This is a genomic window from Actinoallomurus sp. CA-142502, assembly GCF_050936355.1.
Classification (GTDB): Bacteria; Actinomycetota; Actinomycetes; order Streptosporangiales; family Streptosporangiaceae; genus Actinoallomurus; species Actinoallomurus iriomotensis.
The window spans coordinates 7,250,010-7,272,612 of the sequence record NZ_JBNJMY010000001.1 but is presented as its reverse complement, the minus strand read 5'-3'; the positions used below and the strand labels follow the sequence as shown (position 1 = coordinate 7,272,612).

At 73.0% G+C, this 22,603-nt stretch carries 15 protein-coding genes; all 15 read left to right on the top strand.

From position 1 onward, the window contains the following. Window positions 1-276 precede the first annotated feature (276 nt). The 15 genes from ACQEV1_RS34235 (at window position 277) to ACQEV1_RS34165 (ending at window position 22,596) form a co-directional block, all read left to right on the top strand. On the top strand, window positions 277-6,813 hold the full coding sequence (locus tag ACQEV1_RS34235; protein WP_433399373.1) for an amino acid adenylation domain-containing protein: 6,537 nt from the start codon (window positions 277-279) through the stop codon (window positions 6,811-6,813). A 37-nt stretch (window positions 6,814-6,850) separates the two neighbouring features. Continuing rightward, complete coding sequence (gene dcd, locus ACQEV1_RS34230) at window positions 6,851-7,378, top strand: dCTP deaminase (RefSeq protein ID WP_433399371.1); 528 nt, start codon at window positions 6,851-6,853, stop codon at window positions 7,376-7,378. After that, complete coding sequence (locus tag ACQEV1_RS34225; protein ID WP_433399368.1) at window positions 7,375-7,902, top strand: dCTP deaminase; 528 nt, start codon at window positions 7,375-7,377, stop codon at window positions 7,900-7,902. The genes dcd and ACQEV1_RS34225 overlap by 4 nt, the downstream gene beginning before the upstream one ends. Then, complete coding sequence (locus tag ACQEV1_RS34220) at window positions 7,895-8,968, top strand: hypothetical protein (protein ID WP_433399365.1); 1,074 nt, start codon at window positions 7,895-7,897, stop codon at window positions 8,966-8,968. Before ACQEV1_RS34225 ends, ACQEV1_RS34220 begins: the two co-directional genes overlap by 8 nt. Before the next feature lie 17 nt (window positions 8,969-8,985). Beyond that, on the top strand, window positions 8,986-9,834 hold the full coding sequence (locus tag ACQEV1_RS34215; protein WP_433399362.1) for a sulfotransferase family protein: 849 nt from the start codon (window positions 8,986-8,988) through the stop codon (window positions 9,832-9,834). Continuing rightward, window positions 9,834-11,249, top strand: a complete 1,416-nt coding sequence (locus ACQEV1_RS34210) for an MATE family efflux transporter (protein ID WP_433399359.1) — start codon at window positions 9,834-9,836, stop codon at window positions 11,247-11,249. The genes ACQEV1_RS34215 and ACQEV1_RS34210 overlap by 1 nt, the downstream gene beginning before the upstream one ends. A gap of 17 nt (window positions 11,250-11,266) precedes the next feature. After that, a complete protein-coding gene (locus ACQEV1_RS34205) occupies window positions 11,267-13,048 on the top strand; it encodes a S9 family peptidase (protein WP_433399356.1) in 1,782 nt (593 codons plus the stop codon). Further along, window positions 13,045-13,974: a GNAT family N-acetyltransferase gene (locus ACQEV1_RS34200; RefSeq protein WP_433399353.1), complete on the top strand. Its 930-nt coding sequence runs from the start codon at window positions 13,045-13,047 to the stop codon at window positions 13,972-13,974. Before ACQEV1_RS34205 ends, ACQEV1_RS34200 begins: the two co-directional genes overlap by 4 nt. Before the next feature lie 223 nt (window positions 13,975-14,197). Further along, the gene (locus ACQEV1_RS34195) at window positions 14,198-17,011 is read left to right on the top strand and encodes a type I polyketide synthase (RefSeq protein ID WP_433399351.1); all 2,814 of its coding nucleotides are present in this window, start codon (window positions 14,198-14,200) and stop codon (window positions 17,009-17,011) included. After that, on the top strand, window positions 17,008-17,766 hold the full coding sequence (locus ACQEV1_RS34190) for a thioesterase II family protein (RefSeq protein WP_433399348.1): 759 nt from the start codon (window positions 17,008-17,010) through the stop codon (window positions 17,764-17,766). Before ACQEV1_RS34195 ends, ACQEV1_RS34190 begins: the two co-directional genes overlap by 4 nt. A gap of 29 nt (window positions 17,767-17,795) precedes the next feature. Continuing rightward, window positions 17,796-18,692 carry a 3-hydroxyacyl-CoA dehydrogenase family protein gene (locus tag ACQEV1_RS34185; RefSeq protein ID WP_433399345.1) on the top strand — a complete coding sequence of 299 codons (897 nt, stop codon included), beginning with the start codon at window positions 17,796-17,798 and terminating at the stop codon, window positions 18,690-18,692. Then, window positions 18,685-18,930: an acyl carrier protein gene (locus ACQEV1_RS34180; RefSeq protein ID WP_433399342.1), complete on the top strand. Its 246-nt coding sequence runs from the start codon at window positions 18,685-18,687 to the stop codon at window positions 18,928-18,930. Before ACQEV1_RS34185 ends, ACQEV1_RS34180 begins: the two co-directional genes overlap by 8 nt. Further along, entirely contained in the window at window positions 18,927-20,114 is a 1,188-nt protein-coding gene (locus ACQEV1_RS34175; protein ID WP_433399339.1) for an acyl-CoA dehydrogenase family protein, read from the top strand. Before ACQEV1_RS34180 ends, ACQEV1_RS34175 begins: the two co-directional genes overlap by 4 nt. Continuing rightward, window positions 20,111-21,307, top strand: coding sequence for a hypothetical protein (locus tag ACQEV1_RS34170; protein WP_433399336.1), 1,197 nt, complete (start codon window positions 20,111-20,113; stop codon window positions 21,305-21,307). The genes ACQEV1_RS34175 and ACQEV1_RS34170 overlap by 4 nt, the downstream gene beginning before the upstream one ends. Next, entirely contained in the window at window positions 21,304-22,596 is a 1,293-nt protein-coding gene (locus tag ACQEV1_RS34165) for an acyltransferase domain-containing protein (protein ID WP_433399334.1), read from the top strand. The genes ACQEV1_RS34170 and ACQEV1_RS34165 overlap by 4 nt, the downstream gene beginning before the upstream one ends. The last annotated feature ends 7 nt before the right edge of the window (window positions 22,597-22,603 follow it).

Below are 22,603 nucleotides of genomic sequence, written 5' to 3'. Positions count from 1 at the left end.
ACGGAGACTGCCTTCCGGTCGGCTCGGCCTTTGTGTTCGATCGGCTGTTTTCGATCGGCGCAGAGCGATTAGAAGTGCATTGGACGGCAGAATGTCAAGCGCTTATGGTGCCATGGCCAAGTCTCTCGACACTAACTTCGCGGAGAAACGCGAGTCAACTCGGATTCGCCTTGACAAATCTTCATTCTGATCGACAGGCTATGCCGCCAAGCCCCCGATCGAGGGCGCGCAAGCCCACTTTTGTTTCCGTAAGACGGCGTAAGGTAGGGTCTGATTTTGCGAACTCTCATCGATCTGGTACGCGCACGTGCCGAGGCCGATTCCGATTTCCTGACCTATCACTTTCTGCCCGACGGCCGGACCGACGCGCGAGCGGATTCGCTCTCCACCGGAGAGCTCGAGATCCGGGCGCGGGCGGTCGCGGCCGCGTTGATCGAGGCGGGTGCCGGCGGGCGGACCGCCCTCCTGCTGTATCCGCCGGGCATCGACTACGTCACGGCGTTCTTCGGCTGCCTGTTCGCCGGTGTCGTGGCGGTGCCGGTCTACCCGCCCGTCGGTCACGCGGGCCGCGCGATGCCGCGCCTGCTCCGGATCCTTCGCGACGCCGGGGCGACGACCGTCCTGACGACCCGCGACTTCGCCGAACTCTCGTCGGCGGCCGACATGGCCCCGGAACTCGCGGGCTTCACCTGGATCGCGACCGACGAGGTGGACGACTCCCGAGCCGTGGACTGGCGCGAACCGGGGACCGGCTCCGACCACCTGGCCCTGCTGCAGTACACCTCCGGCTCCACCGCCGACCCCAAGGGGGTCATGCTCACTCACGGCACCCTGCTGCACAACCTGGGCCTGATCCGCGACCACTTCCGCCTCGAACCGCGGACCCACGCGGTCATCTGGCTGCCGCCGTACCACGACATGGGACTCATCGGCGGAATCCTGGCTCCGCTGTTCGCCGGCTCGTCCGCCGTCCTCATGTCGCCGCCCGCCATGCTCGAACGGCCGTTGCGCTGGCTGGAGGCGATCGGGCACTGGGAGGCGACGCACAGCGGCGGCCCGAACTTCGCCTATGAGCTGTGCGTGCGCAAGAGCGAGCCGGAGGAGCGAGCGCGCATCGACCTGCGTTCGTGGCGGGTGGCGTTCAACGGCTCCGACACCGTGCGTGGGGACTCGCTGGACCGGTTCGCCCGCGCGTTCGCGCCGTCGGGGTTCCGCCCCGAGACGTTCCTGCCCTGCTACGGGCTGGCCGAGGCGACCCTTCTGGTGACCGCGAAGGAGGTCGGCCGGCCGGTCACGGTGCGCGAGGCGGAGGACGGTTCGCGACTCGTGGGCTGTGGCCGGGCCGTGGGAGGCCAGGAGGTGTTCGTCGTCGATCCGGCCGGCGACCGGGTGCGCGGTCCGGGGGAGCTCGGTGAGGTGTGCGTCAGCGGGCCGAGCGTCGCCGCCGGGTACTGGAACCGGCCCGAGGAGACCGCGCGGACGTTCGCTCCGCACCCGTCGCGGCCGGGGACGCGCATGCTCCGCACCGGAGACCTGGGCTACCTGACGGAGGACGGCGAGCTGTTCGTCCGCGGCCGGCTGAAGGACCTGCTCATCATCCGCGGCCGCAACCACTACCCGCAGGACATCGAGGAGACCGTGGAGAGCGCGCACGACGCCCTGCGTCGCGGGGACGGCGCCGCGTTCTCGGTGGAGGCCGACGGTGAGGAACGTCTCGTCGTCGTCTGGGCCGTGGCCGACGGGACGGACGTGCTCCCGGCCGTCATCGGCAAGACGATCCGGGCCGCCGTCGCCGAGGCGCACGGCGTCGCCGTGCACGCGATCGCGCTCGTCCCTCCGCGCGCGGTGCCCAAGACCTCCAGCGGCAAGGTCCGCCGGCGGGAGTGCCGTGCGCTCTTCCTCGAAGGCCGGCTGCCGGCGCTGTGGACCTGGAGCGCCGCGGGTTCGAACGAGGGACCGGACGCCGCGCCGGGGGCGGACGCGTCCGACCCGGCCGAGTTCGTCCGCGCGCTGGTCGCGGGGCAGATCGGGATCGCGGCGGGCGAGGTGGACCCGGACGCCCCGATGCGCTCGCTCGGTCTGGACTCCCTCGGCGCCACCACGGTCGCGCACACCGTCGAGCGCGTCTTCGGCGTCCGCAGGCGCGTGACCGAGCTGCTCGGCGAGGCCTCGATCCGCGAGCTCACCGGCGGGCTGACGCCCGTGGCCGCCGGCGAGGAGCCGCTCGCCGAGGCGGCCGGGACCGCGAAGGAGAGCCCGCTGTCGGAGGGGCAGGCGGCCCTGTGGTTCCTGCACCGGCTCGCCCCCGGGAGCGCCGCGTACAACGTGCCGTGCGCCGTCCGGATCCGCTCGCGCCTCGACCCGGGCGCGCTCCGCCGCGCGATGGACCTCATCGTCGACCGCCACCCTGTCCTGCGGACCGCCGTGCGCCTCCGGGAGGACGGCCCGGTGGCGGTGGCCGCGGAGCCGGACGACACGCTCATGCCGGTCGACGTCCGGGGGATGGACGGCGAAGCGCTCCTGGAACGCGTCGAGGAGGAGATCCGCCGGCCCTTCGACCTCGGCCGCGGTCCGCTGGTCCGGGCGCGGCTGTTCACCCGCGCGGACGACGACGCGGTGCTCGTCGTCGTGGTCCACCACCTGGTCATCGACCTGTGGTCGCTGGTGGTGGTCGTACGGGAGCTGGCCGAGGCGTACTCGGAGTTCGCGGCCGGTCACGAGCCCGATGCCCGGGAGGAGGCCGTCGGCTACCGGCATTTCGTGCGCTGGCAGGAGCGTTTCCTGCGGACCTCCGCGGCCGATGAGGCGCTGGAGTACTTCCGGCGGGAGATCGGTGCCGCGCCGCCCGTGCTGGAGCTCCCCCTCGACGCGCCTCGCCCGCCGGTGCAGCGGTTCCGCGGACGGCTTCACCGCTTCGAGATCGACGCGACGGTGGCCGAGCGGCTGCGGGACTTCACGAGTGAGGCGGGCACGACGCTCTACACGGTCCTGCTCGCGGCCTGGGCGACCGTGCTGACCCGGCACGCGGGGCAGGACGAGGTGCTGGTGGGCATGCCCTCCGCCGGCCGGCCGAACGCCGCGTACGAGTCCGTCGTGGGGTACTTCGTGAACCTACTGCCGATCCGCGTCGCCCCGGCGGGTTCGCCGGGCTTCGCCGCGCTCGTCGACGAGGTTCGCGCGGCCGTCCTCGGCGCCCTGGAACACCAGCATGTCCCGTTCTCCAGGATCGTGGGGGCGCTGTGTCCCGAGCGGGACCCGAGCCGGTCCCCACTGGTGCAGACGTCCCTCGTGCTGGAGCGGCCGCATCTCCGGCAGGGTCCGTTCGCCGATCTCGGCGAGCTGGTCCTCGGCAACCGGGAAGGCGTGCGCCTGCAACTGGGCGACCTGGCCGTGGAACCGTTCCCCGTGGACGCGCGCAGCGCCCAGTTCGACGTCTCCCTGCTGGTGGTCGAGGCGGGTGGCGGGCTCTCGTGCGCGATCGAGTACGACGCCGACCTGTTCGAGCCCGCGACCGCCGACCGGCTCGCCGGCCACTTCGCCGCCCTCCTGCGCTCGGCGCTCGAGCGGCCCGGCCTGGAACCGGGCCGGCTGGACCTCCTGGACGCGTCCGAACGCGAGCTCCTCGACGCCTGGAGCCGGGGACCCGCCGTGGCCGGGCACGTACCGGCCTCGGTGGTCGACGCCTTCGAGGAGCAGGTCGACCGTACGCCGGACGCGGTCGCGGTCGTCGGCGGGGAGGAGTCCCTCACCTACGCCGAGCTCGACCGGACCGCGAATCTGTTCGCCCGGCGGCTGCGGGCCGCCGGCGTCACGCCGGGTGCGGTCGTCGGCCTGGAGGCGGACCGCTCGGTACGTGGGATCACGGCCATGATGGGCGTCCTCAAGGCCGGCGCGGCCTACCTGCCGCTCGACCCCGCGTACCCGGCGACCCTGCTCCGCAGGGCCCTGGCCGACACCGAGGCCGCGGTGCTGGTCTCCGGCGGCGAACTGGGGCGGGCGCTGACCGAGGAGGGGCGCGGACCGGTGTGGCTCGACATCGCCGATCCCACGGCGCACGACGAGCCCGGCGACCGGCCGAACGTCCCGCTGTCAGCCCGCGACCCGGCGTACGTGATCCTCACCTCCGGCTCCACCGGGCGGCCCAAGTGCGTCGCCGTCCAGCACGCCGCCCTGGCGGCGTTCCTCGGCGGCATCGCGGACCTCTACCGGCTGGGACCGGGCGACCGTCTCCTGCAGTTCGCCTCATGGGCGTTCGACGCCAGCGTCGAGGAGATCTTCGGCGCGCTGACCTCGGGAGCGACGCTCGTCCTGCGGGACGAGGAGATGCTCCGTTCGGCCCACGGCTTCTTCGAACGCTGCGCGGCGGCCGGGATCACCGTCCTCGACCTGCCCACCGCGTTCTGGCACGAACTCGCGCTGACGGCCGGCGACGCCACGCCGCCGCCCGGGCTGCGGCTGGTCGTCATCGGCGGCGAGGCCGTCCAGGCGGACTGCCTCGCCGCCTGGCACCGGTCGTCGTTCGCCGGGATCCGGCTGCTCAACACCTACGGCCCGGCCGAGACGACCGTCTGCGTGACGGCGTGCGAGCTGACCCCGGGGGACGCCGGCCGGGCGGCCCGGCCGATCGGGCGGCCCCTCGCGGGGGTGGGGGTGCGGGTCCTGGACCGGGACGGCCGGCCGGTTGGTGTCGGGATGACGGGCGAGCTGCACGTGACCGGGCCGACGGTGTCGCTGGGCTACCTGGGCGAACCGGCGCTGACCGGCACCGTCTTCAGCGGCGGTCCCGACCCGGGCACGCGCCGGTACCGCACCGGCGACCTGGCGCGGTGGCGGCCGGACGGGGCGCTGGAGTACCTCGGCCGGACCGACTCCCAGCTCAAGGTCCGCGGCTTCCGCGTCGAGCCCGGGGAGATCGAGTCGGTCCTCCGCGGCCATCCCGTCGTACGGGGCGCCGCCGTCCTCCCGGACGACACCGGGTCCCGGCTCACGGCCTACGTGGCGGTCGGGGCGGACGACCGTGACGGCGTCGCCGAACGGATCACGGCCTTCGCCGCCGGCCGGTTGCCGCCGCACATGGTCCCGGCGGTCGTCGTCGCCCTGGACGAACTGCCCGTCGGCCCGTCGGGGAAGGTGGACCGCGCGGCGCTGCGCCGGCTCCGTCCGGCACCCTGGCCGTCCGGCGGCACCCGCCCGGCGACCGCGGCCGAACGCCTCGTCGCGGACATCTGGGCCGAGGTGCTCGGCCGTGACCGGCTGCCGGCCGAGGCGAACTTCTTCGAGCTCGGCGGGCACTCGCTGGCCGCGATGCAGGTGATGTCCCGCCTGCGTGCCGACACCGGTCTCGACCTCCCCGTACGCCTGCTCTTCGAGGCGCCCACGGTGGCCGGGTTCACCCGCCGCGCCGGTCTGGGCGACACGTCGGCCCGCCGGCGGGATACGGAGCTGGAAGCCGTCTCCCGCGACGGCGACCTGCCGCTGTCCTTCGGGCAGGAACGAATCTGGAACCTCGACCGGCTGCAACCCGGCGGCACCTTCTTCAACTGCGTCATCCCGCTACGGCTGCGCGGCGACCTCGACGAGTCCGCGCTGCGGCGCGCCTTTGACGCCCTGGTCGAGCGGCACGAGGTGCTCCGCACCACGTACGAGAGCCGCGGCGGACGCCCCGTGCCGCGTATCCGGGAGTCGGCGCGGGTGCCGCTCACCCGTACGGATCTCGGGATCCTCGACCGCGCGGCACGCGAGGACGCCGTGCGGGAGGCCATCGCGGGCGAGACGTCGACGCCGATGACGCTCGACGGCCTCCCCATGCTCCGGGCGCGTCTCCTCGCCCTGAGCCCCGGGGAGCACGTGCTGATCGTCACCTTCCACCACGTCGTGATGGACGACTGGACCGACGCGGTCCTGGCGGCCGAGTTCGCCGAGCTGTACCGGGCGTTCGCCGAGGGAACGAGCCACGGCCTTCCCGAACCGGCCGTCCAGTACGCCGACTTCGCGAGCTGGCAGCGCCGGCGCCTGTCGGGCGGCGCGCTGGAGGACGGCGTGGCCGACTGGCGCCGGGTCCTCGACGGCGTCGCGTTCGACTCCGACCCGCCGGCCGACCGGAACCCGCCGGACCCGCCCACCTACCGTGCCCGGACGGTACGGGCCAGTCTGGCCGGCGAGACGTCGGCGAAACTGCGGAGCGACTGGGCCGGGGCCAACGTCACGCCGTTCATGGCCCTGCTGGCGGCCTACCAGATCCTCCTGTCGGCGGAGAGCGGCTCGACCGACGTCTGCGTCGAGTCGCCGATGGCGAACCGCGGGCACTGGCAGATCGAGCGAATGGTCGGCTACACGGTCAACCCGGTGCTCCTGCGCACCGACCTGGGCGGCGATCCGCGCTGGTCGCAGGTGCTGGGCCGGGTCCGTGAGGTCTGCCTGCACGCGTTCGCCCGGCAGGACGTCCCGTTCGCCTCGGTCGCCGCATCGCTGATCGGGGTCCGGGACCTCTACCGGAGCCCGGTGGCCAAGTTCATCCTGCTCAACGGGCCGACCGCGACCCCCGGGCTGCCCGGGCTGAGTGTGGAGGTCATCGACTCACCGATCTCACCGCAGAGCAAGAACCGCTACGTCATGAACGTCGCGGAGCGGGACGGGGAGTTCGAGGCCGTCCTGCTCTACAACACCGACCAGATCGACGAAGAGCACGCCCGCCGGGCGCTGGCCGCCTACACGAGCATCCTCACCGAGATCGCCGCCACGGACCCCCGGATGTCGGACCTGGTGGAACGCGCCCGGGACGCGCTCGCCGGGAGGACGGCGGCGAGATCGTGACCCCCGCGCCGACACATCTACCGCCAGGGAGAGACGCATGATTCTGACCGGACAGGAGATCAGGAGACAGTACGAGTCTGGGCGGATCAAGATCTCGCACTTCGACGAGACCGGCCTGACCACGAACTCGCACGACCTTCGGCTCGGCACCCGGATCCTCCGGTACACCTGCGACGTCCTGGACCCCCGGCAGGACAACAGCCACGAGATCATCGAGATCCCGCCGGACGGCTACCCGATGCGCCGCAACGACTTCGTCCTCGGCGAGACCCTGGAGATGGTGGGCAGCGACCACTACGTGCCGTTGATCCACGCCCGGTCGAGCACGGCGCGGCTCGGATTGTTCGTGCACGTGACCGCGGACCTGATCGACATCGGGAGCTACGGGCGCTCGACGCTGCAGCTGTACGCGACCCTGCCGGTCCGGCTGTACCCGTACATGAGGATCGCGCAGGTCACCTTCTGGCAGCCGCGCGGCGAGATCGAACTGTACGACGGCAAGTACGCCGGCAGCCTCGGGCCGATGCCGTCCCTGGCCCACCGGGACTTCCAGGCGGACCGATGATCCTGACCGGAAGCGAGATACGGCGTCAGCGGGCGCGCGGCGCGATCACCTTCGAGCCGTTCAGCCCGGAGAGCATCAACCCGAACAGCTGCAACTACCGGCTGGGGCCCTACCTGAAGGTGTTCGAGTCGACCGACGAGCGGAACCACCACCGCTACCGCACCATCACGATCCCCGATGAAGGCTACGTCCTGAGGCCGCAGCGCCTCTATCTCGGCCACACGCTGGAGGTGATCGGCAGCCAGCAGTTCGCGATGTCGCTCATCGGGCGCAGTTCGATCGGTCGGCTGGGCCTGTTCCTCCAGGTGTCGGCCAACCTCGGGCACACGGCCTCCTGCCACCAGTGGACGCTGGAACTCGTCTGCGCGCGGCCGATCCGGATCTATCCCCGGATGCGCATCGGCCAGGTGTCGTTCTGGACGAACGCGGGGGAGATCGTGCCCTACGCCGGCCGGTACGGCACGCGGAACCTGCCGACCGAGTCCCGGCTCCCCGCCTCCTACGGCGGGACGTCTCATGAGTGAACGGACGGAGGTTCACGAGACGCCGGGAGTGCTGGACGACGTGCCCGGCCGGTCCGCCCGGGTCGTCAGCGCGTTCCGCGAGCACTTCGCCGGACACGGCTACCGGCCCCACGCGCCGGTGCCGGTGACGTCGCGGATCGACTCCTCGGTCCGTTTCGTCGGCTCGACCATCAGCGTGCTCAAGCCACTCCTCACCGAGGGCGTCCCCGATCCCGGCGTCTTCCTCATCCAGCGCGCGGTGCGTACGCGCAACCTGCGGGCCGTGGCCGACGGAGCCCCGCTGGACTGGGCGTCGTACTTCGTGGCGCTGGGCACGCTCAGCCCGGCGGGTCGTCTTCCCGAGATCGCCGTCCACGCCTGGGAGTTGTTCCGCGACCGGCTTCCCGTCGACCCCGGCCAGGTCGTCATCCGCGCCTCCTCCCTGGACCCCGACCTGGTCGCGGTGGTCCGGGGCATTCCCGGAGGCCCGGCGATCGAGATCGACGGTTACGAGGAGCACCGCTACCGGCACCGGTTCGGCATGGAGGGGTACGCCGGGCGGAACGTCAACTTCGCGATCGACCACCCCCGGTGGGGACTCCGCGACGTCGGCAACCTCATCCTCATCCACCGCGACGGCGTCCCGGTGGCGGTGGAACTGGCCTTCGGCGTGGGCACGATCCTCTCCCGCGCGTACGGGCTGGACCATCCGATCCAGGCCTCCTCGGCGGGGGCGGCGGTGCCCGTGCGCACGCCCGCGGACATCAGGCTGGCCGACATGGTCTCGGTGGCCGTCGTGCTGCTGTCCGAGGGCCTGCGGCCGAACGGAAGCGGCCGCGGCCGCATCCTCCGCGGCCATCTGCAGGCGCTCTCCCGGCTCCGGGCCGAGGCCGGCCGGTCGATCGCCGACGTCGAGCGGATCGCCGAGCGCTTCCACGCGCTGGAGTTCGGCACGCACACGCATCTTCCGGAGGCCGTCGCCCACTACCTGGGGGTGTACGAGGACGCGCTCGCCCGCGGCCTTCCGCCGCCGACGGTCAACGAGACGGCACTACGGGTGTTTCCCAGCGACGAAAGGTTCCGGTGAACGAGATGAGCTCATCGATGGTGGAGTCCACTGACGGTCCGGCGGCCGACGCGCGGCGGAAGATGGGAATCTTCGTCATCGGCTGTCATCGCTCGGGCACGACGCTCGTGCGCTACATCCTCGACACCCATCCCGACATCGCCTGTCCGCCCGAGTCGAAGTACCTGGCGGCGCTGCCGGAGTTCTTCCGTTACCCGAAGGCCGTGCCGGGGCTGCTCGGCATGGGCGCCGACCCGCTGGCGATCCTGCTCCGGCTGCACGAGATGGCGCGGAGCTTCCTCGACGACTACGCGGAGTCGAAGAACAAGCGGAGATGGGCCGACAAGACGCCGAACTACCACCGCGTCGCGGAGTTCGTCGACGGGTTGTTCCTGCAGCAGGCACTGTTCGTCCTGCCGGTCCGCCATCCGCTCGACGTCATTCCCTCGCTGAAGGACATGATGTACACCGAGTTCTTCGGCGGCCACGACGACCCGTACCTCATCGAGTACGTCCACCGGTACGGCGCGGGCGAGTACGCCGCGGCCAAGTACTGGCACGACGTCAACGAGCACCTCCTCACGATGGCGGCCTGCATCCCCGAGCGCGCCCAGTGGACGCGCTATGAGGACCTGGTGACGCGGCCGGAGGAGGCGGTGGAGCGGATGTTCCGGTTCCTCGGCGAGGACTTCGACCCGGCGGTGCTGGAGAAGGTCTTCGTCGCCGACCACGATCCCGGGTTCGGTTTCCGTGGCATCGCCGACCGTTCCTCGATCGACGACGACCGCGTGGGCAAGTGGCACGACTGGCCGGAGGAGAAGCGCCGGGCGCTGTGGGAGATCGTCGAGCCGGTGGCGGTCAGGTTCGGCTACCGCCTCGACGACTGATGGGCTCGACGGAGGAGGCCGGGGCGGAGCCGTCGCGTACGGCCATGGCGCGGGCGCTCATCGTGCTGAGCGGCCCACTCGCGCTGGCCAACGCCGCGATGATCTTCGCCGGCCTGTTCGACGTGTACGTCGCCGGGCGGGTGGGGGTCGACGCCCAGGCCGCCGTCGGCCTCGGCGCGATGCTGTCGTCGCTGGCGGTCTTCTTCTTCGCCGGCGTCACCAACGGCATCGTGCCCATGGTGTCGCAGTACGCGGGGGCCGGGCAGACGCGCGAGTGCGGCGAGACCCTGGTGCAGGGCGTCCTGATCGCGCTGGCGAGCGGGGCGTTCCTGATCCTGGTCGCTCTGGCCGTCCCGCTCGCCCGGCCGCAGCTCGCCGGGCTCGCCGGCCCCCGGGTCGGAGCGCTCACCGCGTCCTACATCTCGATCAGGCTGCTGTCCGGGCCGTTCTTCCTGCTCATCCTGTGCGTGAACAAGTTCCTGACCGGGATCCACGACACGCGGCCCAACATCCTGATCGGCGTCGGGTCCAGCGCCGTGCAGTGCCTGCTGAGCTACACGCTCGGCCTGGGCGCGTTCGGCATGCCGGCGCTGGGCCTGAAGGGCATCGCCTGGGCGTACGCCCTGGCCCAGGTCGGTGGGGCGGCGGTCGCACTCGGCGCCTGCCTGCTCGGCCCCTCCCGGCGGCGTTACCCGGTGCGGTTCGGCCGGCGCCCGGTCCGTGCCGACCTCCTGCGCAGGCTCCTCGCCCTCGGCGTGCCCCTGGGGGCCGCGCAGGTCTTCAACAACGGCAGCTACCTGATCCTGTCGGTCGTCGCCGCCCGGTTGGGCCCGGAGGCGGCGGCGGCGCACGCGGTCGCGAGCCAGGTGCTGCTGCTCCCGCAGCGCGGCCTGGAGGTCCTCGGCTCGGCGGGCTCGTCGCTGGTGGGCAAGTACGTCGGGGCCGGGTCCCGGGCACGCGCGACGCGCCAGCACTGGGTCGCGATGACGGTCGGATGCGGCCTGGCGGGCGTGATCGGGATCGTCCTGTGGGCGTTCCGCGGCGGGATCAGCGGGTTGCTGTCGCCGGACGCCGGAGCCGCCGCTGTCACGGCCGGTGTCTTCGTCGTCATCGCGCTCAGCATGGTCCCGCGCGCGGTGATGACCGTCGCGCAGGCGAGCCTGTCGGCGGTCGGGGACGTGCGGATCCCGTCCCTGACGATCATCGTCGGCCGGTGGGCACTGCTCGTGCCGATGACGCTCCTCCTCGTGTTCTGGCTGGATGGCGGCGTGGTCGGGGTCTGGGTGGCGGAGACCCTCAGCGTGGTCGTACTCGCGGCCGTGCTGCTCGTGCGGCTGGTCCGCGGCCGGAGGCTCGACCGGCCGCCGGCGCCGTCCGCCCCCGAGAGGACAGAAGCCCTGTCGGGTACCGACTAGTTCCCCGGAGAACAGCAATGCACGATGAAAAAGATCATCTTCCACCCGAGGCCGCGCCGTGGAGACGGCGGCTGGCCGCGCCCCGGCTGGGCTTCCCCCGCTGGGCCCGCGACCATCCCGACCGGCTCGTCTACGGCTCGAACGAGTCCGGCACGTGGGAGGTCTACGCGTGGGACCGGTCCACCGGCGTACGTCGCCAGGTGACCGACCGCCCCGGCGGGACGACGTTGTTCGCCATCGATCCGGGCGGAGGCCGGATCTGGTGGTTCGACGACACGGGCGGCGACGAACGCGGGCGCTGGATGATCGAGTCGTTCGACGGCTCGTCGCGCACCCGCGCGAGTCGCTCCCTCGGCCCCGCCTACCATGCCGGCCTGGTGCTCGCGCGCCGGTTCGCGCTGATCGGCTCCTCGGACGACGACGGCACGACGATCTCGCTGCTGCCCAGGGACGGCGCGCCCCGGTCCCTGTACCGGCACCGGCGGCACGCCATGCTGGAGACGCTCGACCGCGAGGAGCGCTTCTTCGCGATCCGGCACTCCGAGGACGGGAACGCGATGCACATGGGGCTGCGCGTCCTCGACCTGGACGGCCGGACCCGGGGCGAGCTGCCGAGCGAGCCGGGCGTCGCGCTCCGCGCGGGCGCCTGGTCGCCGCTCGCCGGCGACTACCGCCTGCTGATCACACGCGATGTCCTGGGCACCCTCCGGCCCGCGGTGTGGACGCCGCTCACCGGCGCCGTCGACGGGCTCGACCTCGACCTGCCGGGGGAGGTCTCGTGTCTGGGCTGGTACCCGGACGCCCGTTCGGTGCTGCTCCTGCACGGGTACCGCGCCCGGACGGAACTGTTCCGCTACGACCTCCAGTCCGGCGCCTGCGTCCGCCTGGACGTCCCCACGGGCACGGTCACCGACGCCCGGGTGCGCACCGACGGGGCGCTCTGCTACGAGTGGAGCGACAGCCGCACCCCGCCCGGCGTGTACTCCGGTTCCCGGCTGCTGCTGAGCCCGGAAGAGGGCCCCGGCCCGGACGGCGTGCCCTACCGGGACCTGTGGCTCGACGACCTGCACGCCTTCGTCGCCGAGCCGCCCGGACCCGGCCCCCATCCCACGGTGTTCCTGATCCACGGCGGCCCCATCGCCCACCACGCGGACGCCTTCAACCCGCGGGTCCAGGCGTGGGTGGACCACGGCTTCGCGGTCGCCCTCGTCAACTACCGCGGCAGCGACGGGTACGGCGGTGCCTGGCGGGACGCCATCATCGGCAACCCGGGATTCGGCGAGTTGGAGGACATCGGTGCCGTACGCGACCTGCTGGTGAAGGAGGGGACTGCCGACCCGGCGCGCCTCCTGCTCGTGGGGCACTCGTGGGGCGGCTACCTGGCGCTGCTCGGAGCCGGTCTGGAACCCGACCGCTGGAGCCTGGCCATCGCCGACGCGCCGGTGGCGGACTACGAGGCCGCCTACGCCGACGAGATGGACGCGCTGAAGATGCTCGACAACGCGCTGTTCGGCGGCTCTCCGGAGGAGCTTCCGGAGCTGTACCGCGAGCGGTCCCCGCTGACGTACGTCGAGCGGGTGAAGGTACCGCTCCTCATCCTGGCGGCGGCCAACGACCCGCGCTGCCCCATCCGTCAGATCGAGAACTACCTGACCCGGCTGGAGGAACTCGGCAAGCCCCACGAGGTGCTCCGCCTCGACTTCGGCCACGGAGCGCACGTGACCGGCGACGTCATCCGCAAGGTCGAGACGCAGATCGGGTTCGCCGCGCGTCACCTCGGCACGCCGGAGCCGAGGTGAGCCCCGCCGCGGGAGAGGCGGGCGGCCCGGTGACGATCCGCGAGTTCCGCGCCGGCGACGCCGACGCGGCGGCCGCGCTGCTGCGGCCGCTCCTGCCCGTGGACGAACTGGTCACCCCGGCGCGGCTCCTGCACCGCCACGAGGTCCTCGGCGGGGACTGCCGGTGGCTCGTCGCGGTGGAGGGGGAGCGGGTGGTCGGCTGGGCGCAGGCCGAACGCGCGCTCGTCGCCGGGGCCGGCGACTCGTACCGGGTCTGGGCGAGCGGTGGCGGACCCGCGGGCCGGAACGACCTGGCGGGCGAACTGCTCGACGCGGCCGAGGAGTGGGCGGTGTCCCGGGGAGCGCGCGTGCTGCGCACCTGGTCGCTCGGCGACCTGCCGGCGGGGCACGGTTACACACTCGCGCGGACGGACCGTACGAGCGTGCTCGACCTCCCATGCACCCTCGGGGACGAGGATGACGGGCCGGACGGGTACCGGCTGGTTCCGCTCGCCGCCCTCCCGGATGGAGGCCGGGAGCTGTACCGCCTGTACACGCTCGTCGACAGCGACGCGCCCACCGAGATGGAGGCGGCCGGGCTCCCGCCCGATATCTGGGAGCGGTACGTCCGGCAGGACCCGCTCCTGGCGCCGGAGGGCGGCTTCGTCGCGCTCGCCGGCGACCGCCCGGTGGCACTCACCCTGCTCGACGTCGACCGCGAACGCCGGGTGGCGGCCACCCACCTGACCGGGACGCTGCGCGAACACCGGGGCCGGGGTCTCGCCAAGCGACTGAAGCGAGCCTCCCTCCGCTGGGCCGCCGGCCAGGGGATCCGCACCGTCGGGGCGAGCAACGACGCGACGAACGCGGCGATGCTCGCCATCAACGAGGGTCTGGGCTACCGGCCGGCGGCGGACCGGCTCGTCTGGGTGAAGACCCTCGGCTGAGACGTGCGAATCGTCCGGGGCATGGAGAAAGGCAGCCGTACGAGCCGGTCGTGTCCCGTCGACGGGACACGACCGGCCATTCCGGTGAATTGCTCGATTATCCCGCGTTGACTTCTCCGGAATGGGCTGGTTATCGTCGCCGTTATTGCCGTGGTTGTCTTTTCTATTAGCGCACTCCGATCCCTGTTTCCGGCCTTTCTGTGCCCATGTGATGGAGAGACCAGTGACCAGCCAGGACGACCGGAACGGGCCCATCGCCGTCATCGGCATGGCGTGCCGCTTCCCGGGAGCGGGCGATCCCGCCGCGTTCTGGCGGAACCTGGTCGAGGGCCGGGAGTCGATCACCCGCCGGCCCGGCAGGCCGGCGCCCGGCGGGGGTGAGTACGTCCCGGCGCGCGGCCTGGTCGAGCACCCCGAGTGGTTCGACGCCGACTACTTCGGCTACTCACCCCGCGAGGCGCGGATCATCGACCCCCAGCACCGGCTGTTCCTCGAATGCGCGGTGGAGGCGCTGGAGAACGCCGGCCACGATCCCCGCCGTCACCCCGGCGCGATCGGCGTGTACGCGGGGAGCACGGAGAACTCCTACGGGGAGATGCTCCGATCCCGGCGCGACCGCCTGCCCTCGGTGTCGGACCTGGAGATCCGGGTGGCGACCGGGGCCGACTTCCTCAGCAGCAGGGTCGCCTACAAGCTGGGCCTGCGCGGCCCGTCCGTCACCGTCCAGGCGGCCTGCGCCACGTCGCTCGTCGCCGTCCACCTGGCCGCGCGGGCGCTGCTGTCCGGTGAATGCGACCTCGCCCTGGCCGGCGGGGTCACCGCGCGGGTCCTCGTACGGCTCGACCGGTACTCCGGCACGGGGATCCAGGCGCCGGACGGGGTCTGCCGGGCCTTCGACGCCGCCGCCCAGGGCGTGGTGGACGGTGACGGCGCGGGCGTCGTCGTGCTGCGACGTCTCCCGGAGGCGCTGGCCGACGGCGACCACGTCCACGCGGTCCTGCGCGGATCGGCGGTGAACAACGACGGCGCCGACCGCATGGGCTACACCGCGCCCGGCGTCGGCGGGCAGGCCGCCGTCATCCGCGCGGCGCAGCGGGCCGCCGGGGTGGACGCCGGGACCATCACCTACGTCGAGGCCCACGGCACCGCCACCCCTCTGGGCGACCCCGTGGAGGTGGCCGCGCTGACCCGTGCGTTCCGGCAGGACACCGATCGCCGCGGGTACTGCCGGATCGGATCGGTGAAGACCAACATCGGGCACACGGACGCCGCCGCGGGCGTGGCCGGGCTGATCAAGACGGTGCTGGCCCTGGAGCACGGCATGATCCCGCCCAGCCTGCACTTCGCGACGCCCAATCCGCAGATCGACTTCGCCGCGAGCCCCTTTCGCGTCGCCACCCGGGCCGAGGAGTGGCCGGCCGGGGACGCTCCCCGGCGCGCGGGCGTCAGCTCGTTCGGCGTGGGCGGGGTCAACGCGCACGCCGTCCTGGAGGAACCGCCGGCCCCTCCGCGACCGGCGGGCCCGAGCGGTCCCGAGCTCCTGCCCGTCTCCGCGCGAACCCCGGCGGCCCGTACGGCCGCGGTCGCGCGGCTCGCCGCTCACCTGCGCGCCCACCCGGAGCTGCCGATCGCCGACGTGGCCTGGACGCTGCAGGCCGGACGCCGCGAGCACGCGCACCGGTGCTTCGCGATCGTGGCCGGACACGCGCAGGCGCTGAGCGTGCTGGCCGCCGAGGAGGACGGCCTCGTCACCTCCGACGGCGGGGCCCCGGACCGGCCCCTGACGTTCGTGTTCCCGGACCTCTCCGCGGGGCCGGGCCGGCCGGAGGAGCTGAGTCGGCTGTACGCCGCCGAGCCGGAGTTCCGCCGTGCCGTCGACGAGATTCCCCTGCCGCCGAAGGCCCGGGCGGTGTTCCGCGACGGCGCGGGAGCCGCCGGCCCGGCGACCGCACGGCTCGTCGCGTTCGCGGAGGCGTACGCACTGGCGCGACTCTGGCAGAAGTGGGGCGTACGGCCCGCGGCGGTGGCGGGCGAGGGTACCGGGAGGCTCGTCGCCGCGGCCGTGACCGGCGTCTTCCCGGCGGCGGACGCGCTACGGCTGGCGGGCGAGGAGCCTCGCCTCCCGCCTGAGCGGTTCGTCCGGCTCGTCCGCGCAATCGGGCCGCGCGAGCCCGCGATCCCCTTTGTTGCGCCGGGCTCCGCGCCGAGTTCGGTGCCGGGCTCCGTACCGGGTTCCGCGCCGCGCTCCGTACCGGGTTCCGCGCCAGCTCCCGCACCGGCCTCTGCGCCGGGCTCCGCGCCGGGCCTCGCGCCAGGTTCGGTGCCGGGCTCCGTACCGAGCTCCGCGCCAGGCTCCGCGTCGGCCTCCGTACCGGCCTCTGCGCCGGGCTTCGCACCGTCCTCCGCGCCGGTCACCGACCCGGCGTACTGGGGTGCGCTTGTCGGCGAGGAACGCGACGACGCCCTGGCCGGGCTGCTGGGCGGTCCCGGGCGGATCCTGCTCGAGCTCGGCACCGGAGCGCGCCTGGCCGACCTTGCCCGACGCCGGCCGCAGGAGACCGGCCGGCACCTGCTGCTGTCCACCCCGGACGAGCGGTCCCTGCTGTCCGCGCTCGGCCACCTGTGGCTGGCCGGTCTCCCCGTCTCCTGGGCGGCGGTCCACGAGGGGCGGCGGCCGGCCCGCGTGCCCCTTCCCACGTATCCGTTCGAGCGACGGCGCTACCTCGTCGAGCCGGCCGGCCCGCCGCCGTCGGAGCGACCCGCCGAGCCGGCTGGTCCCGCGGCCGGCCCGGTGACGCCGGAAGTGATCGCCGGGCTGTTCGCGGAGATCCTCGACCTGCCCGAGGTCGAGCCGGACGAGAGCTTCTTCGACCTGGGCGGCGACTCGCTGATCGCGGCCCGCCTTCTCGCGCGGGCCCGCGAGCTGTTCCCGGTGGACCTCGCCACGCGAGCGATGTTCGAGGCCCCGACTCCGGCCGAGCTCGCCGCCCTGATCGGCGAGCGCATGGCGGACGGCGCCGCCGGACCGACGCCATGACGGCGGCGTCCTCCGGCACCGCCCGCTGGCTGGTCCGCCGCCGGTGGCGCCCGGACGCTTCCGTCGGCCTCTACTGTTTCGCGCACGCCGGGGGATCGCTCGGGGAGTACCTCCGCTGGTCCGATGATCTGCCCGGGCTCCAGCTGTGGGGTGTGCACCTCCCGGGCCGTACGTCGCGGTCGGGCGAGCCGCCCTTCACCCGCATGGCCCCGCTGGTCGAGGCGCTGGTGACCGAGATCAGGTTCGCCCGGCCGTTCGTGTTCTTCGGCCACAGCCTCGGCGCGCTGGTGGCGTTCGAGGTGGCACGGGAGCTGCGGAGGCGAGACCGCGAACAGCCGGTACGGCTGGTCCTGTCCTCCTGTCCGGCGCCGCCCATCGCCCGCGCCGGGCTCCCGCTGCACGCGCTTCCCGACGCCGGCCTGCTCGCGGAGATCGAGCGGCGCTGGGGCGCGTTGTCCGCCGAGCTGCGAACGGACCCGGACCTGCTGGCGCACACGCTCGCCTGCCATCGGGCCGACCTCGAACTGCTGGAGACGTACCGGTACCGTCCGGGCGAGCCCCTCGACGTCCCGATCACCGCGCTCGCCGGGACCGGCGAAACGAGCGCCGCCCGTGTGCGCGGCTGGGCCGCGCACACGCGGGCCCCGCTCACCGTCCGGCTGCTGCCCGGCGGCCATTTCTACTTCCGTGAGCGGCGCGACGAGGCGTTGCGCGCGCTGCGCGACGCGGTCACCGGCGGCCCGCCCTCCCCATGAACGGTCACACACGAGGAAGGGGTTCCCCGATGCATCGGATCGGCGTGGTGGGCGCGGGCACCATGGGAATCGGCGTCTCGCAGCTCTTCGCCGAAGGCGGATACGACGTCGTGCTGGTCGACACCTCTGACGACATCCTCGACCGCGCCCGGACCGAGATCACGCGCAACGTACGGATGGCGCCGCTGGTCCGGCCGTCGGCGCCGAGGAGACGTCCGGAGGAGGTCGTCGGGCGCATCCGCTTCACCACCGACCTGACGCGGCTGAAACGGGCCGAGTACGTCATCGAGAACGTCACGGAGCAGTGGGAGGTCAAGCGTCCGCTCTACCGGGAACTGGACGCCGTCTGCCCACCGGACGTCTGCCTCGGCGTGAACACCTCGGCGATCCCGATCACCCGGATCGCCTCGCTCACCGGGCGGCCGGCCAGAGTCGTCGGGACGCACTTCATGAACCCGGCTCCGCTCATGCCGACCGTCGAGGTCATCCGCGGCCACCACACGTCGCGGGAGACGATCGAACGCACGACGGCCCTGCTCGACGACGTCGGCAAGGACCACGTCGTCGTGGAGGACTCCCCGGGATTCGTCACGAACCGGGTCCTGATGCTCACCATCAACGAGGCCGTCTTCCTCCTGCACGAGGGAGTCGCCTCCGCCACGGACGTCGACCGGCTCTTCAAGGAGTGCTTCGGGCACGCGATGGGCCCGCTGGAGACGGCGGACCTGATCGGCCTGGACACCGTGCTCCGCTCGCTCGACGTCCTCCACGACGGCTTCGGCGACCCCAAGTATCGGCCGTGCCCGCTGCTGCGCAGGCTGGTCGACGCCGGCCTGTACGGCCGGAAGGCCGGCCGGGGCTTTCACTCCTACGAGCCGGGTCACGCGGCCCCGGCGATCTCGAGAGGGGACCAGTGCGGTGACTGAGGACGTGAGGGAACAGATCCGCCGGTTCGTCGCCGAACACGCGAACGGCGTACGCGCCGACGACGATGAGGAGCTGTTCGGCACCGGCCTGGTGAACTCCCTCTTCGCCGTGCAGCTCGTCATGTGGATCGAGCGGCGGTTCGGCGTTCACGCGGACGGCGCGGACCTCGACTTCGCCAACTTCGCCACGGTGGCGGCGATCGACTCCTTCGTCCGCCGGAAGCGGGCGGGCGTGTGAACCCCGACCTGACCGCCGAGCAGCGGCGGCTCCGCGCCGAGATCATCGCGTTCGCCCGGGAGGAGCTGGGACGCGATGTGGCGGCCGATGACCGGGAGGCGCGTTTCCCGGTGGAGGACTGGCGCCGGTGCGCCGCGTTCGGGGTGCTCGGCTGGCCGGTCCCCGTCGAGTACGGCGGCCGGGGCCTGGACCCGCTGACGGTGATCGTCGCGCTGGAGGCCCTCGGCTACGGCTGCCGCGACAACGGGCTGGTCTTCGCGGTCAACAACCATCTGTGGGGCTGCGTGATCTACCTGCTGACCCACGGGACCGACGAACAGAAGAGGCGTTATCTGCCGGCTCTGTGCGACGGCACGCTCATCGGCGCGCACGCGCTGACGGAGCCGGAGGCGGGCTCGGACGTCCTCGGCCTGCGCACCACCGCCGAGCGCGACGGCGACCACTACCGGCTGCGCGGTACGAAGTGCTTCGTCAGCAACGGCCCGGTCGCCGACGTGTTCGTCACCCTCGCCCGTACCGGCGACCGGGAACGGGCGCAGGACGGGCTGACGGCGTTCCTCGTCACCGCGGATCTGCCCGGCGTCGACCGGACGCGGGAGCTGTCCAAGATGGGGCTGCGCACCACACCGATGGGGGTGGTGGAGTTCGACGACGTCCGGGTGCCCGCGGCGAACGTGCTCGGACGCGAGGGCGCGGGCTATCCGGTCTTCACCTCGACCATCGAGTGGGAGCGGTCCTTCATGTTCGCAGCCCAGGTGGGCGCGATGGAGCGGCTCCTGGAGGAGTCCGTCCGGCACGCCAACGCCCGGCGGCAGTTCGGGCGGTCGATCGGCGGCTTCCAGGCGGTCGCCCACCAGATCGCGGACATGAAGATCCGGCTGGAGCTGGCCCGGCTGCTCCTGTACCGGGTGGGCCGGCTCAAACGCGACGGCAGGATGGCGCTGACCGAGGCGACGATCGCCAAGATCTTCATCAGCGAGAGCCTGGTGCGCACCGCGACGGCGGCGGTCGAGATTCACGGCGCACGGGGCTACGTGACCGAGTCGGGGCTGGAACGGGAGCTCCGCGACGCGCTCGGCGGCCCGATCTACGCCGGCACCTCGGCGGTCCAGCGCGGCATCCTGGCCGAGCTGGTGGGGGTGCACGGAGCGCTGTCCGGGGACCGGGGCGGGGAGCCCGGATGACCTCGGCCCGTACGCACCGGATCCCGCTCGACCCCCCGGTGCCGGGGGCCCACGCCGGGGAGCTCGCCCGGCGGGTGTACTTCGTCTCCGAGACGATCACCGCCTTCGCGCTCGTCCACGGCGGGGAGGAGGTACGGGCGGTGGACGTGACCGTGCGCGGCCCGGCCGACCTGGACGAGCTCACGCGGAAGCTCCGCTTCGTGGTGGCCAACGACGTCCTCGGCCGGCGCGTGTTCGCCCCCAAGGTCGTCTGGCGCGGATCCGCCGGGGGAGACGCGCGGGAGGTCTTCGACGAGCTGCTGGCCAGGGGCGTCGCGTGGGAGGCGGGCGACGGGCAGGTCGCCGTGGGCGAGCCGGTGCTGTCGCTGATGGACCACCTCGACGCCGCGATCCGTGCCCTGGCCGTCGAGGAGTTCGGCGCGCGCGAGATGCGCTATCCGACGCTCATCCCGACCCGCGCGATGCGGCGCGGCGGCTACCTGGAGTCCTTCCCGCAGCTCCTGATGTTCGCGTCCCGCCTGCACGGAGACGTCGACGCCTACCGCGGGTTCCTCGGCGCGCTCGCCGACGGGGAGGATCCGGCGGAGGGCCTGCGCGCGTACGGCGGCCCGGCCGACCACTGCCTGCCGCCCACCATGTGCTTCCACACCTACCACCAGCTCGCCGACCGGCCGCTGCCCGATCCGGCGCTCGCGGTGACCGCCCGCGGCAAGTCGTTCCGGTTCGAGTCCCGGTACCGGCGCTCGCTGGAGCGGCTGTGGGACTTCACCATCCGCGAGGTCGTCTTCCTCGGCCCGCTGACGTACGTCGTGGACGCCCGCCGGCGGCTGATGAGGCGCGTCTTCGGGCTGATGGAGGATCTCGGCCTCGGCGGGCGCTGCGAGGTCGCCGAAGACCCGTTCTTCGCCGCCGAGAGGACGGCCGAGCGGCTGCTGTCCCAGCGGCTGATGGAGCTGAAGTACGAGCTGCGGCTCCCGCTGGACGTGGGGCGTGACGTCGCCGTCGGGTCCTTCAACTTCCACGAGCGGTTCTTCGGGGAGTCGTACGGCATCGGCCTGCCAGGCGAGCGCGGGGCGGCCTTCACCGCCTGCGCCGGGTTCGGGCTCGAACGCCTCGCGTACGCCTTCCTGTGCCGGCACGGACTGGATCCCGCGTGCTGGCCCGAGGCCGTACGTGCGGCCGTGACGCCGTGACCGCCGAGCCCCGCCTGCTGACGCTCTCGGCGCCGGACGCCGCCGCGCTGGACCGGGCCACCGGCGAACTCGTCGCGCGCCTGGAGTCCGGGGGACAGGCCGCGCTGGACGCGGCGGCCGGGGTCCCGGCCGGCGATGGCGCGCAGCCGCGGCGCGCGGTCGTGGCGGCGACGGCGGCCGAGGCCGTACGGCGGCTGCGCAAGCGGGATCCGCGCCGGGTGTTCACCGGCCGGCCGGATCGCCGGCGGCCTCTCGTGTTCCTGTTCTCCGGGGTCGGGGACCACTATCCGGGCCTGGCCGCCGGGATTTACGAGCGCCTGCCGATGTTCCGGCGCGAGCTCGACCGCTGTTTCCGGTTGCTCGAACCCGAGCTCGGAACGGACCTGCGCGAGGTCCTGTACCCGGAGGGTGGCGCGGGCGGGCGTCCCGGCCTGGCCGCGCTCTTCGACCGGCACGGCTCCGGCCAGGAGATCCACCGCACGCTCATCGCCCAACCCCTGGTCTTCTCGATGCAGTACGCGCTGGCCCGGGCGCTGCGCACGCTCGGCGTCGAGCCGTCCGCCATGCTCGGCTACAGCGTCGGCGAGTACGTCGCCGCCTGCGTCGCCGGGGTGATCTCGCTGGAGCACGCGCTGCGCCTGGTCGCCCACCGGGCCCGGCTCGTGGACGGCCTGCCCGGGGGAGCGATGCTCGCCGTCATGTCCGGTCCGGCGCCGCTGCGGCCCTTCCTCGGCGACTCGGTGGCGGTCGCCGCGCTGAACGGGCCGGAGCTGACCGTGCTGTCCGGGCCGGTCGAGGCGGTCGAACGGGCCGGCCGGCGGCTGGCCGACCAGGGGATCGGCTGCCGCCGGCTCGCAGCGTCGCACGCCTTCCACTCACCGATGATGGAGCCGCTGGCCGAACCACTGCGCGCACTGGCCGCCGGGTTCCCGCTCCGGCCGCCCGCCGTGCCGTTCGTGTCGAACGTGACGGGAACCTGGATCACCGCGGGCGAGGCCACGGACCCCGCGTACTGGGCTCTCCACCTGCGGCGGACGATCAGATTCGCGGACGGTCTGCGGACGGCGTGGCGGCTGGTCGATCCGATCTTCGTCGAGCTCGGCCCGGGGCGGACGCTGACCAGGCTGGCCCTGGCCGTCGCCGCCCGGCGGCCCGAGGAGGCGACGGTCGCGCAGACGCTGCCGGGCCCGTTCGAGAGTCACACCGACCGCGAACTCCTGCTCGCCACGGCCGGGCGGCTCTGGACGGCCGGCGTGGAGATCGACTGGCGGGCGCTGACGCGGACCTGAACCGGGC